This window comes from Desulfopila sp. IMCC35006 (genome assembly GCF_005116645.1).
Classification (GTDB): domain Bacteria; phylum Desulfobacterota; class Desulfobulbia; order Desulfobulbales; family Desulfocapsaceae; genus Desulforhopalus_A.
This window is the reverse complement of record NZ_SWCM01000019.1, coordinates 20,163-34,381: the sequence shown is the minus strand read 5'-3', so window position 1 is coordinate 34,381 and position 14,219 is coordinate 20,163. Positions and strand designations below refer to the sequence as shown.

11 protein-coding genes are annotated in these 14,219 nt (G+C 51.0%); all 11 read right to left on the bottom strand.

Going from position 1 to position 14,219, the window contains the following annotated elements:
• Positions 1-9 precede the first annotated feature (9 nt).
• Complete coding sequence (locus FCL47_RS21615; protein ID WP_136815809.1) at positions 10-3,363, bottom strand: DUF2126 domain-containing protein; 3,354 nt, start codon at positions 3,361-3,363, stop codon at positions 10-12.
• Between the two features lie 176 nt (positions 3,364-3,539).
• The gene (locus tag FCL47_RS21610) at positions 3,540-4,535 is read right to left on the bottom strand and encodes an alpha-E domain-containing protein (RefSeq protein WP_136815808.1); all 996 of its coding nucleotides are present in this window, start codon (positions 4,533-4,535) and stop codon (positions 3,540-3,542) included.
• 10 nt (positions 4,536-4,545) lie between these two features.
• Entirely contained in the window at positions 4,546-5,991 is a 1,446-nt protein-coding gene (locus FCL47_RS21605) for a circularly permuted type 2 ATP-grasp protein (protein ID WP_136815807.1), read from the bottom strand.
• 62 nt (positions 5,992-6,053) lie between these two features.
• Complete coding sequence (locus tag FCL47_RS21600; RefSeq protein ID WP_136815806.1) at positions 6,054-6,851, bottom strand: transglutaminase family protein; 798 nt, start codon at positions 6,849-6,851, stop codon at positions 6,054-6,056.
• Between the two features lie 54 nt (positions 6,852-6,905).
• Positions 6,906-7,070, bottom strand: coding sequence for a hypothetical protein (locus tag FCL47_RS24485; protein WP_153306389.1), 165 nt, complete (start codon positions 7,068-7,070; stop codon positions 6,906-6,908).
• Positions 7,071-7,629: 559 nt separating this feature from the next.
• Entirely contained in the window at positions 7,630-9,564 is a 1,935-nt protein-coding gene (locus tag FCL47_RS21595) for a long-chain fatty acid--CoA ligase (protein ID WP_136815805.1), read from the bottom strand.
• A complete protein-coding gene (ubiE, locus tag FCL47_RS21590) occupies positions 9,561-10,223 on the bottom strand; it encodes a bifunctional demethylmenaquinone methyltransferase/2-methoxy-6-polyprenyl-1,4-benzoquinol methylase UbiE (protein WP_240744334.1) in 663 nt (220 codons plus the stop codon). Before ubiE ends, FCL47_RS21595 begins: the two co-directional genes overlap by 4 nt.
• 69 nt (positions 10,224-10,292) lie before the next feature.
• Positions 10,293-11,651: an asparagine--tRNA ligase gene (gene asnS, locus FCL47_RS21585; protein WP_136815803.1), complete on the bottom strand. Its 1,359-nt coding sequence runs from the start codon at positions 11,649-11,651 to the stop codon at positions 10,293-10,295.
• Positions 11,652-11,799: 148 nt separating this feature from the next.
• Positions 11,800-12,726, bottom strand: a complete 927-nt coding sequence (locus tag FCL47_RS21580; RefSeq protein WP_136815802.1) for a DUF89 domain-containing protein — start codon at positions 12,724-12,726, stop codon at positions 11,800-11,802.
• Positions 12,723-13,451: an ATP-binding protein gene (locus tag FCL47_RS21575; protein ID WP_136815801.1), complete on the bottom strand. Its 729-nt coding sequence runs from the start codon at positions 13,449-13,451 to the stop codon at positions 12,723-12,725. The genes FCL47_RS21580 and FCL47_RS21575 overlap by 4 nt, the downstream gene beginning before the upstream one ends.
• Before the next feature lie 114 nt (positions 13,452-13,565).
• Positions 13,566-14,204 (bottom strand): hypothetical protein, encoded by a 639-nt coding sequence (locus FCL47_RS21570; RefSeq protein WP_136815800.1) that lies wholly within the window; start codon positions 14,202-14,204, stop codon positions 13,566-13,568.
• Positions 14,205-14,219: the final 15 nt, after the last annotated feature.

Genomic DNA, 14,219 nt, shown 5'->3' with positions numbered 1-14,219 from the left:
GGCGCTTATTTACCGTTTTGGGGTCCGCAAATCAAGAGTATAAGGAAAATAGCGATTGGTTTCTTCAGTCGGTATGACGACGAAGTCACCAGGCGTATGACCATGAGGAATAAACCGGGCGTTTCGTCGTCCTTCAGCTTCATTGGAATTCACTGGAAAATCATCGGCACTGCGCCCACCTGGATGTCCGACATGATATTGACACCCACCTACCGCCCTCCCGGTCCAGGTATCAAAAAGATCAATGGTCAGCGGAGCATGGATACCAATGGTCGGATGGTAGCAGGACGGCGGCTGCCATGCGCGATAGCGAACACCGGCGACAAACGTCCCCGCGGTCAGCGTTGCCTGAAGAGGAACACGCCGGCCGTTGCAGGTAACGACATAGCGTTCTCCGGTCATGCCGGAAACCTTTATCTGGATCCTCTCCAGCGAAGAATCAACATAACGCGCGGTTCCACCGCCCCCTGCTTCTTCGCCCAGCACATGCCAGGGTTCGAGCGCCTGGCGTATTTCGATATCCATCCCCTGGTAATTCACCCTGCCGTAGACGGGGAAACGAAACTCGAAATGGGGATGGAAGAAATCCATAGACACCGGATATCCCGCCTGCCTCAGAATAGCCAACACATCGGCAAAATCATCACCTATCAACTGTGGGAGCATAAAGCGGTCATGGAGCCGGGTTCCCCAGCGGACCAGTTCCTGACGATACGGCATCTGCCAGAACCAGCTGACAAAGATGCGCAGGAGAAGCTGCTGGGCGAGGCTCATTCGGGCGTGAGGCGGCATCTCAAAGGCCCGGAATTCAAGCAGGCCCAGGCGTCCCGCCGAACTGTCCGGCGAATACAGCTTGTCGATACAAAATTCCGCCCGGTGGGTATTTCCTGCCACGTCGATGAGAAAATTGCGGTACAGTCTATCAACCAGCCATGGCGGACAGGGTTGGTTCGGCCCCGTCTGCCGGTCTTGTTCGGCAAACGCGATCTCGAGCTCATAGAGGCTGTCGTGTCGAGCTTCATCAATACGTGGCTGCTGGCTGGTTGGACCGATGAAGAGACCGGAAAACAAAAAAGAAAGCGATGGATGATTGTTCCAGAAAGTGACAAAGCTGCGCAGCAGGTCCGGCCGTCGCAAAAAGGGGCTGTCGGCCGGCGTCGCACCACCGATAACAATATGGTTGCCGCCGCCGGTGCCGGTATGGCGGCCATCGACCATAAATTTTTCGGTACCGAGACGGCTCTGTCTCGCCAAATCATAAAGCGTCGTGGTGCAGTCAACCATTTGCCGCCAACTGTGCATGGGCTGGATGTTGACCTCGATGACTCCTGGATCGGGAGTCACTTTTAGGCTCTCCAGACGATAATCGGCAGGCGGTGCATAGCCTTCAAGAACGACCGGCAATTTGGTCTTTTTCGCCGTTGCCTCAATGCAGCCGACCAGTTCCAGATATCCTTCAAGCGAGGTAATCGGTGGCATGAAGATAAAGAGCCGACCATCGCGGGGCTGCACACACAGGGCTGTCCGAACCAGCCAGGCAGCGGATTCGCCCACTACCGGCTGCGGATCCTTAAAGGGTTCGGGTTGCGCGCTGATATCGTCGCCTGCCTGCTGCTTGGCCAGCAGCTTTGCTGCCTTTTCCTTCTTAATCCCCTTCCCTTTTTTATCATCCTTACTCTTTCCGGCCACTTCCAGCGGCTCCCGATCAGCCATGGGATCCATGGTATATTCCGCGGGGATATCCTTTTCCGCGACCCATGGCAAAGAGTCGAGCGGCAGACGCAGCCCCACCGGAGAATCGCCCGGCAGCAAAAACATATGCTCGGTCCGCAACGGCCAGGGACCACTCTTCCAGGAGCCGTGCTGCAGAGGCAAGACATACCCTACTACTGCGCCAAGACCGCGCTCAAAGGCATTGACCATCCGTTTTCTTTCTTCGGGATCGTGCAACTTGGGATCCATGGGATCTACATTTACCGGTAAGTCTCTTTCTTTTTTCAGGTAATGTAGAATATCCTCGTAACTTTCACGGATGTATTTTTTATTCACCTTTAAGGTGTCGGCCAGAGCATTGATAAATTTTTTGGCTTCAGCTATGCCAAAACCATAATCTATGGCAAAATCGGCCATCAATTTTTCGTTTTTCCAGATTGGCTCGCCGTCTGTTCGCCAATAACAGCCCAGCGCCCATCGGGGCAGTGATTCGCCCGGATACCATTTGCCCTGGCCATAGTGGAGGAATCCACCGGGCGCCCATTGCTCCTTTAATTTTTTGATGAGGGTTTCCGCCAGCTCGAGCTTCTCCTTGCCAAGCGCTTCGGTCGTCCATTGGGCACTTTCCATATCGTCAATGGAAACAAACGTGGGCTCGCCCCCCATGCTCAAGCGAACGTCGCGCTCCATCAGCTCCCGGTCAACCTGGTCGCCAAGCTGGACGATATCCGCCCAGACATGTTCCGGATAAGGCCGGGTAGATCGCGGCGCTTCAAGAATGCGGGTAACAGACATGGTGTGACTGAAATCCACCTCGCATTCGTCTAAAGCACCGGTAATCGGTGCAGCACTTTGCGGCTCGGGTGAGCAGGCCAGTGGTATGTGCCCTTCTCCGGCAAAAAGTCCGGAAGTCGGATCCATCCCCACCCAGCCGGCACCGGGGAGATACACCTCCGTCCAGGCGTGCAGGTCGGTGAAATCAACTTCGGGCCCGGATGGGCCATCAAGCGATTTCACATCCTGCTTGAGCTGGACCAGATAGCCGGAAACAAAACGGGCGGCCAGGCCAAAATGCCTGAGGATGTTAACCAGCAGCCACGCCGAATCCCGACAGGAACCACTCCGCAGCTCCAGAGTCTGTTTACAACTCTGCACATTCGGTTCCATGCGAATGAGATACTTGATGTCATTACTCAGCTTGATGTTTAAATCGACCAGAAAATCAATGGTACGCCGAGGAGTGCAGTCTATTTCCTTGAGATATTTTTTCAGCTTCTTCCCTGATTCATTTTTTACCAGATAGGGAATTAAATCCTGCTTCAATTCTTTATCATAAGTAAAAGGGAACTCCTCTGCATCCGGTTCCAGGAAATAATCGAAGGGGTTAATGATGATCATATCGGCGATCAGATCGATCTCCACCTCGAACCTGGTCGTTTTTTCCGGGAAGACCAGGCGACCTAAATAATTGCTGAAAGGATCCTGCTGCCAGTTGATGAAATGCTCTTTGGGCGTCACCTTCATCGAGTAGCTGAGGATGGGAGTACGGCAGTGAGGAGCCGGGCGCAGCCGCACTATCTGCGGTCCAAGGTTGATGGCACGGTCGTAACGATACGATGTTTTATGGTTTATAGCGATATGAATTCCCACTGGTATTCCTTGTAGTAGTAAGTTATTGGTGCCTCGTTCACCATCTCAGGTCAACTAGGTACAGAGGCGTATGAAGGCTGGTTAGTGATGTAAAAACAAATTTATTGCGCTTTTCACAAATAATTTATTTCGTGCAGGAACGTATCCCGGCTTTCTTCCCGTTTACCGGGGTTTGATCAGGATTGCAGAGTTGTCTGCGATTGTTCCGAGGCCGTCGAGGTTACCTGAGGTTTGATATTAAAAAACGTCGTCCCGATTGTCCCCCCCACCATATTTAAGCGGCTCTGCAGGTTATCGAGGAACTCATGGAGTCCCGAATCAATAACCTCATCAATATCAGTATACTCAAGGTCGGCCATAAGTCGGCCCAACTGTTTTTCGGCATTATTGGTAACCGAGCCCGGCGGGGTACCCGCAATCCGGTGCAGCCAAATCTGTGCTTTAGAAATGCAGTGGTAGATGGAGCGGGGGAAATTTTTATCAAAAATCAGAAAATTAGCAACATTTCGGGGAATTATATGATGAAATTCCTTTCTGTACATTTCAAAGGCACTGGCTGAGCGGAGCACGGCAATCCATTGAATGTTATCAATGGGGGTGTTCACTAAATCGGCCTGGGGAAGCAGCATGAAGTACTTCACATCAAGAATTCGTGACGTTTTATCGGCCCGTTCGATCATCATGCCGATCCTGGCAAAATTCCACGCCTCTCCATGACTCATAGTGCTGTCCAGCAGCCCGGTGAACAGGTGACTGCGCATTTTAATAATATTGAAAAATCGGTCAGGGTCCTGCAAAGCCATCTTAATGCTTTCTTCCTTGACGAGTTCGAGATAGAAATGATTCAGATGTTCCCACATTTCCGAAGAAATGATCTCGCGAATGGAGCGGGCGTTTTCCCTGGCAGCAGCGACACAACTGAGGATAGAATTCGGATATGTCCGGTCGAAGGTAAGAAACCAGAGAACCGCCTCCTGGTTATAGTCAGCCTCATTTTTTTCAAAAAGCTCCTGATCCCCGGTAGTCATTACCAGCGGTAACCAGTGTTTGTCTTTTTCCGAAGGCATATCCAGCAGCAGATTGAGATTGACCCCAATAAAACGAGCAACATTTTCCGCGCGTTCGATATAGCGGCACATCCAGTAAATTGAATTGGCAACACGACTCAGCATTCCCTTCCTCCTATGATTGATTCGGCAACAAAACCCAGGTGTCTTTGCTTCCACCGCCCTGGGATGAGTTGACTACCAGCGATCCTTTCTTTAATGCTACTCGAGTCAGGCCACCCGGCTGCACGTAAATTTCCTTACCAAAAAGAATGTAGGGCCGCAGATCCACATGGCGCCCCTCGATGCGGTTGCCGACAATAGTGGGTACCCGCGAAAGCGATATGGTCGGCTGCGCGATATAATTGCGGGGCTTGGCGAGAATCAATTCGGCAAACTGTTTCCGTTCTGCACCAGTGGAATGCGGTCCAATCAGCATTCCGTAGCCGCCTGATTCATTGGCGGCTTTCACGACCAGTTCTTCCAGGTGGCTCAGTACGTAGGCCCGATCATCTTCTTCCCGACAAATATAGGTGGGCACGTTAGGCAGAATGGCCTCTTCTCCGGTATAATATTTTATGATTTTCGGCACATAGGCGTAGATAACCTTATCGTCGGCGATGCCGGTACCCGGCGCATTGGCCATGGCAATCCTGCCTTTCTTGTACACATCGATCAACCCCTTGACCCCGAGGAGAGAGTCGGGGCGAAATACCGTAGGGTCGATAAAATCATCATCGATACGCCGATACAGTACGTCAATACGTTTGAGTCCTTTGGTGGTCAGCATATGGACAAACCCGTCAGATACCACCAGGTCACGCCCCTCGACCAGTTCCACGCCCATCTGTTGGGATAAAAAAGAGTGCTCGAAATAGGCACTGTTGTAAATGCCGGGAGTGAGCACACCAATGGTTGGCGACTGCATCTCATTGGGCGCCAGATATTCAAGCATTTCCAGCAGCTTGCCGGGATAATCATCTACCTGGCGAACCCGGGATGCCTCAAAAACCTGGGGAAAAGTACGTTTTAGGACCTGGCGATTCTCCAGCACATAGGAGACACCGGAAGGACAGCGCAGATTGTCTTCCAACACGTAAAAACACCCGTCACTCCCCCGCACCAGGTCGGTACCCGTTACATGACACCATATTTTTCGGGGTGGAGTGAATCCCTCACATTCCTTTCGATATGTCTGGCTGCTGAGAATCAGGTCTTCGGGAACGATCTTGTCTTTCAGGATCTTCTTGTCGTTATAAATATCCTGAATAAATTCGTTCAGCGCAAAGATGCGCTGCTTCAAACCGGCTTCAATCTGCTCCCAGTCATTGCTCGGAATGATTCGCGGGATCAAATCAAAGGGGAAAATTTTTTCCGTCCCTTCATCCCGGCCATAGACATTAAAAGTGATGCCCATTTTAAGGAGTAAAGCCTCAGCGGCTTTCTGGCGAAAGGCCAGATCACCTTCCGGCAGGGACTCTATCTTGTTCACCAGCAACTCAACACCCGGTCGAGGACTACCGCTTTCGTTAATCAGTTCATCATAAAAGCCTTCAGTGTCATATGTGCTAAATGTTTCCATCAAACCTTTCCTTGTTGAAGTGTGACAAACTCTTTTCGCTAACCTCTCCACTCTATCATTGACTACAAGTGCGCATTGTCTACCCGCTCTACTCGAACGCTCTGCGTTGTCGGATAAACTGCAGGCCCAAACTGGTTGTAAACAGCAACATCCGCCGCATCGCGACCATAACCGAGAACGACATACCCACCCTGCAATTCGGCTTGCGTAGCATCAAATGTATACCACCGGCCTGCGAGGTATGCTTCAAACCAGGCGTGCAAATCCATGGGTTGCAGACCATAGAGGTACCCCACCACCATCCGCGCGGGAATGCTCAGGCTGCGGCACAGTGCTATCGCCAGGTGGGAAAGATCACGGCAGACTCCCCACTGTCTTGAATTCACATCCACCGCGGAGACAGGGATGTCATTCCCGTAAGATTTAAATCGGATATTTTTGCGCACCCAGGATTCGATAGCTGCAACCTGATTGTAACCCAGGATTTGGCTCTCGGCAATGGCAGTAGCCATCTGACCAAAATGTTCCGTCTCGCAGTAACGGCTGGGAAGGAGGTAAATAAGTACATCGTCGGGCAATTCGTGGATCTCGACAAAAGGAGCGTCCTCTGCCCGGTCGACCCTGTCCGCGAGGATTACCTCGGCACATGTGCTTATGGAAAAAGAACCTGGCGGAGCTATTAAACGTTGGCAGAGGTTGCCGTAGGTATCAGTAAATTCAGAGACAGCGACACTGGGGGTGATGGTATATTTTTCACTGGCTATCCATTGCCGGGCGCTGCTGCGCGGCCGCAGCATCAACACAAATGGAGTCGGCACAGTAATCTCAAACGTCAAGTCACATCCTGTACGCAAGCGCATAAACCATATCCTATGACAACGCTGCCCCTCAAACCATGAACGGTTGGCAGGCACCTATTTGTTGGTTATTCGTCTCACTCGTTCAGCCCGTTCCAGCTCGTCTTGTCTGTCTTTATTACCTTGCTTAATTACTTTTCGCTCTTCTTTAACGTGAATTGCAAACCACCAGCAGAGGGCGGCTGCAAGCAGGCCCATTATAATCAGTGTATCAATATCCATCTGTTTTTCTCTGTTTTCGTTGCCGTTTTTTGCTTAAGTTTCTCCCTCTCAAAAGGGAAATAAACGGTTTTTTCATGCCCCTTGCGGGTTTGCTTCTCAGCACCCTTTGGAGCGGTGTAAAAGGTTTGCTGCTCTCTTCAGATTCTTACTGTTAAAAATAGTCTTCGTTGTCTTGTTTTTCACCAAACCGGCAATTACTGAACAGAGTGATAATTTCTCTAACGTAATGCATTAAGGCATATTTATTCAAAATATACAGCACTTCACTTCTCAACCCTGCGCGGCTATTTTTTCTTGGCAAACATGTAATCGCTGTAGTCACTCAACCACATTAGCAATTTACATACCAGTTTCAAGAAACATTCTCACATCTCACCTGGAGGCTGCCTTTGTTCCATTGACCATTGATGGAGCAGATGTCATTACATGCCAACCTTGTAAGCATCCCCCCGATAAATAACAAAAATGTCATAGTTCTATGGGCAATGAAACGAAAACAGAACAGACAAACAGGCACACCCTGCTGTATGGCGAAAAAAGTGGGAATCCCATGAAGCTGTTAGTGCAGCAAGTCATTGATTATCTGATGATATTTTTTTTCAATGACATGTCTTTTCTTTTTCAGGGTATTCGTGAGTTCTTCCCCGAGCTTGAATTCCTTGTCGAGAAAGATAATACCCTGCAATTTTTCATAAGGTTTAAATCCTTGTTTGGGCCGCAGAATCCTGTTGATATCATTGCGAATATGATCGAGGACCTTTACATCAGTCAATAATTCTGCGGTCTCTTGCCTGAGCCCGCTCATTTTTTGCGCCACATACTCCTTCAACTCTTCAATATTGGGAACCAGCAGAGCGCCGAGGGCTTTTTTGTCGTGGCCAACGAGGATTGCTTCCTGAATGAAAGGAAACATGGTCAGGGCATTTTCTATTTTGGTCGGATCGATATTTTCGCCACTGGACAGGACAATTATCTCTTTCGCCCGACCGGTTATCATGAGCTCGCCGTTAATAGTCATCCTGCCGAGATCACCGGTCTTGAAAAAACCATCCGGGGTAAACGATTTGTGATTTTCTTCCTCATTATGATAGTACCCTTTGGTCACCTGGGCGCCGCGAACCTCAATGGTCCCCTCTTCACCAGCCGGCAATACGTTCCCTTCCTCTGAAACCACCCGGAGTTCCGTCCAGGGAACGGGTGGACCGACGGTACCGTAGGTCCTGCAGCTAACGCCACGACCGGCTATGGCGGGGGAACATTCGGTCATGCCGTAGGCATTGACAATACGAATACCCACAGCATCGATCCACTCCTCAAGATGCGTGGCGAGCGTTCCGCCGCCACTGATGGCCAGACGCAGGCGGCCGCCAAAACGTTGTCTGACCATGGCCAGTTTTTTATTGGCCAGCTTGTACAGAGGAAACAGCAGCGCCATTTTCACTGACGCAACGGTTCTTGCTGCATACTTGACTATCCGCCCGCTCGATTTGAAGACGGGCATCCTGCCAAGCGCCTTTCTCTTGTTGCGCCGATAGGCAGAAGAGACCCAGATCATCATCTGAAAAAGGTGACCGGCGATTGCTCCCTTTTTCTTTACCGCCATCTGTACTTTTGCATAAAGGGATTCCCAGACTCGAGGGACAGTTGCCACCAGGGTTGGTTTATATTTTTCCAGATCCTGTGAAAATGTTTTGATCGATGAATAGACCAGGGTGGTCCCCCTGGCCAGGGCAACATACTCCGCGGTCCGTTCAAAGATATGCCAGCTCGGCAAAATAGACAGCCAATTGTCCTTTTCACTCAACTGAATGACCTCCGGCACGACCTGCACATTGTGCATGATGTTGGCGTGGGAGAGCATCACCCCTTTTGGTGTTCCGGTGGTCCCCGAAGTATATATGATGGTCAGCAGATCCTGGGGGATAATTTTCTCGCCCACGGCGAGAAATTGGTCGATATCTTTTTGTGTGTAGTGCCGATCGCTGAGCAGGTCGTTATAGGAGAAAACATTGCTGAACAGGACATGCGTAGCCGGTCCGGCCATAACGAAAATTGAACGTAACTGTCGGCAATTTTTTATAAAATCAGCGTGACGCTCGAGAAGCTTATCGTTTTCGACCACGAGATAACAACTATCCGAATGTTCAACAATGAATTGAAGCTCCTGCGACGGGGTGTCAGAGCCCCTGGGAACATTCACTCCGCCAAAAGACATCAGCGCCAGATCCGTCACTATCCAGGCATACCGATTGTCCGACAGAACCATGACCTTGTCGCCATGGCTCACCCCTCGACGTCGAAAGGCCTTGGCAAGAAGGAGGACGTCTTCAAACAGCTTGCTGTACGAGACCCGATGTTCCTCGTCGCCGGCATTATAGACGTAGGCATCGTTTGCGCTGTATTGCCGGACACTGTTGACCAGAAAAGTGAACAGCGTATCCCGGGAAGGATAAATGGGCAGGGCCTCTGGCTTGAAAGCCGATTTTTCAATCATATTTTTTGTCCCCAGTGCACCCCAATGGTTCCACACATAAATTTTTTATAGCCGATCTGGACAAAGCCAGCTTCGGAGAACAGCTGCGCGAGTTGTTCCGCCGTGTAAAAATCCATGGTTGACCCGGTAAGATACGCATATGCAGCCTCGTCACGGGCAATAAATTTGCCCATAATTGGTATCCCGTGCTGCAAATAAAATCGCACAAAAGGAGAGAGCATATTTTTCGCCGGCGGCGTGGTATCCAGGCAGACGACCCGGCCGCCGGGTTTGAGCACCCTGCGCACTTCCCGCAATACCCGCAGTGCATCATCCACATTCCTGAGCAGATACCCAAAGGTCACCGAGCGAAAGATATCATCGCCAAAGGGCAGCATATTGGCATCACAGGCCTGCCAGCTTATCTGTTGTTTCCCGGCAAACCTTTTTCTTGCTTCTTTCAGCATATTGAGGGAGAAATCCCCTCCCACCACCCGTGCTTGAGGGTAGGTCTCGGTCATCAAGGCGCCGATATCGCCGGTTCCGGTGGCCAGATCCAGAGTCAATCCCGCACCGGGATCACCGGCCATTTTAACGACAAATCGCCGCCATTTCTGATCCTGCCCCATGGTCATCACCCGGTTCATCAGATCATAACGACCGGCGATGGCATCAAACATCCTTTGTACTCCGGGCTCCTTACTCAAGCGCCTGCCTCCATATTATTAACCCCATCATGGCCAAAAGCATCAACAGGGTGCAGAACCTGGTGCTCTCGGAAAAGCGATAACCTCGCGAATATTAGCCATGCCGGTGACAAACTGAACCAGGCGCTCAAAGCCAAGACCAAATCCTGAATGCGGCACCGAGCCGTACCGGCGAAGGTCCATGTACCAGGCATAGTCGGCAAGTTCTATGCCCGCCTCGATCATCCGGGCCTCGAGGACATCGTAGCGCTCTTCGCGCTGACTGCCGCCAACGATCTCGCCGATTCCCGGTACCAGAATGTCCATTGCCGCCACCGTTTTCTTGTCGTCGTTGACCCGCATATAAAAAGGTTTGATCGACGCCGGATAGTCGGTGACGATAAGTGGACACTGAAAGACCTCTTCCGACAGATACCGTTCGTGTTCCGACTGCAGATCAAGCCCCCATTTCACCGGATAGACAAAATCTTTTTTTGCCTTCTCCAACCTGTCCACCGCCTCGCTATACGTAATATGGGCAAACTCCTTTTCGACGACACCCCGGAGTTTATCCAACAGCCCTTTCTCGATAAATTTATCAAACAGCTGCATGTCCTCGGGGCAGTTGGACATGGCATCATTCAACAGGTACTTGAGCATTTCGGTCGCAATGGCCATATTGCCCTGGAGATCGCAAAAGGCCATTTCCGGCTCCAGCATCCAGAACTCGGACAGATGCCTTGAGGTGTTGGAATTTTCCGCCCGGAAAGTAGGCCCGAAAGTGTAGACATCGCCCAGGGCCAGGGCATAAACTTCGGCCTGCAGCTGGCCGCTGACAGTAAGTCCCGCTGACCGGCCGAAGAAGTGCTCCGCCTTGTTCTTCTCCTGTCCCGTTGAGACAATAAACATCTCACCGGCGCCTTCGCAGTCACTGGTTGTGATTATCGGGGTGTGCACCTGGACAAAATCCCGCTCCTGAAAAAATTGATGCACGGCATAGGACAATCGTGAACGAACACGACTGACAGCCCCCAGGGCATTGGTTCTTGGTCTCAGATGAGCAAGTTCACGCAGAAACTCAAAAGAATGCCTTTTTTTCTGGAGAGGGTAGGTTTCCGGGTCGGCTGTGCCGATCACGGTGAGCTGGCTGGCTTGTAGTTCGACGTCCTGCCCTTTGGCAGGCGATTTTTGCAGAACACCTGCGACCATAACACTGGAGCCAGTCGATAGCTGTTTGATATCCGATGCATAATTACTCAGCTTTTCATCGGCAAGTATCTGCAAATTGGCCAGACACGATCCGTCATTTATCTCGATAAACGAAAAACTTCCAGTATCTCTTCTGGTCCGTACCCACCCGGCAAGAGCGACAGGCTGGCCCACCGGCTTTTCCCGCAGAATATTTTTAATACGTGTTTTCATTCACTCCACCTGTTCAGTTGTTCTTTCGTAAGCTTTCACCAGCACCGAATCTGTTGTGTCTTCGGCCTTTTTGGATAACACTCCTACAGCCTTAAGACCTCATCTGCACATCTCCGGCACTGGTAAACGCGTACAGTGCGAAGGGTATTTATAATTTGGCGGTATTCCGGTGAACAGATACGTTCTTCCCGGAATAATAGACGGCCATCTCGCCTTTGCCCGGCAACATTTCCGGCGCAACACCAGAGAGTTCCGCCATGTGTTGCGCGGCAACCGCGCACTTGATGGTCAGGAGAAAAAAGATGTCCCGATCCACCTCGGATAAACTCTCAAAATTGCCCTGCCCTTTGGCTATCACCAGGTCTGCCGCCTTAAAATATTCGAGAAACTGCGGGGAACATCTGGCAAGCTCGGTACCGGGATATCTGCCGCCGTTGGTGATGATCCGGCCATAGTTGTCCAACCCTGCCTCCAGGGCGTCTTCAACCAGAGCATCATTGATTATTGGGCCCTCTTTTACCGCAATGACCAGGTCAAAACCACGACGCTGCAGATATTCGACCAGCAGCGCATCATAGACGATCTCGCCACAGTTATCGGTAAGATAGAGGATTGTGCTTCCTGTCGTCATTCGATCAAGAGCATCGGAAAATGCCGCAAAGTGGTCGACCGCCAGGTTCGCCGAGCGGCTGCGGGCCAGCGCCGCCTCAATATCAAAGGTCTCGAAGGCACCATAGTCGATAATATTGCCGGCGATCGCAAAACGTACCGCCGACAGAAGCTCCTGTTCCGTACCCTGAATCTCATGGCGCAGGCCTGGAACAATCTGCAGAGCCTGCTGATTACTCGCTCTTTTTTTATCGTAATACGGATCCTCACAGCCGGTGATTTCGGCGATCCTGCGATAAACAGCGAGCGCATTGGCTGGAGGACTCTGCATCGGGTCCATTCCGGCTATCACCAGGGAAACCTCTTGCAGAATATGGATTTGCAGGTCATGTGAGCAGTGACTGAGACGGGCCGTCCGCAGAGTTTGTCTGAGCAAACAGGGGAGACATTCTCCATGAATCTTCATAACAAATAATCTTTCCGTACATTTGCCAGCGCGGCGAAAAGTGAATTTCTGGCCGCCGGTTCTTCCTGGTAAAGCGTCTGCAACAGAGAACGCACTTTTTCCCGCCTGGTGTCGGCTGCCAGCGGACAGAGGCTGTCCACCGCGACAAGTTGCAGACCGGCGGCGATCGCACCTACTTCATCTTTATCAAGATATGCCATCGGTCGGACAATAGATAGGGTCCCGCCAAATAAATCTTGCCTGGGCACCATTGTCGAGATATTGCCGCTGTAAATAGCATTCAGCATAAAGGTTTCAATAAGATCGTCTTTATGATGACCCAGCGCAATTTTATTGTATCCCTGTTTACGGGCTATATCAAAGAGCTGGCTTCTCCTGTTTCTCGAACAGAGATAACAGGTTCTGTCGGCTTCATTGATGGGCCATTCATCGGCAATGCTGACTTCCAGAGATACTTTCCGCAGTTGCCTGCTTATAGATTCGCCTGGATCGGCGACACCTCCGTACTTTCTCCAGAAATCATGTGCTATATACTGCACTGTAAGATCAAAATGAATGGGCGCCTTTTTTTGCCATATTTTAAGGACACAGGCAAGCGTTAAACTGTCGACGCCTCCGGAAACCCCTACCAGGACCCGATCACCTTCGGCAAACATCGTGTAATCATGCATTGCCTGGCCGATTTTTCTGTTTTGCCGGGCAGGCAATCTATAACCATTATTCATAATAGATGTGCAGTCGGAGTTCTGGCAGACCAACGGGACCGGAAGCGAAAATGACAAAACCCGCGGCATTGTATTGAATCAGGCCGCGGGCTCTTGAAGAATATAACAGGTCTTTTATTGCAGGTACGGGCAGTTGCGCAGCCGGTCTTGAATTCCCTGCTCCATGAGATACTCGACAGTTACCCACTTAAAACCCCTGCTCTTCGCTTTACCAAAGCTGAAGAGATTTTCGAGAACGGATTCCTGTTCTTCCCTGAAGTCAGCGGACCAGACGATATTACCGTCGGTAGAATGTCGCAATACCATAGAGAAATCCACCGCGGCCGGCGCATCAACAGAATAGTCGGTCCCCTGGCGTTGCCTGTACTGGCGGACAGTGGTCAGCAGTACGCCGTCACAGTTGAGTTTTTGACCAAGTGCGGCTACAGTGCCCGAGATGCCGCCGGAAATATCCGGAACAAGCGACATCATTTGATCCGAACTGACAAAACGCACCTTTGCCTTCCCCTGCAACACGCGCTGCATTACCTCGGTGGCATAGGCCGCCCCCTGCTCAAGGGTCTGGGCTTTCTCATAACTGATCGTTTCATCCACATCGGCAGAAGTACTGGCTGGCAGGACTGCGATGCAGGAAAGCGGTACAAAGGGTGCCTGAGCCTCAAGGCCGTCGTCTTTTCCTGAGTGGGACGAACATGCTGCAAGCAGGACGACAGCACAACAATAACCAAGAAACGATTTTATTAATTTTGCCACGAAAACACCTGAAAG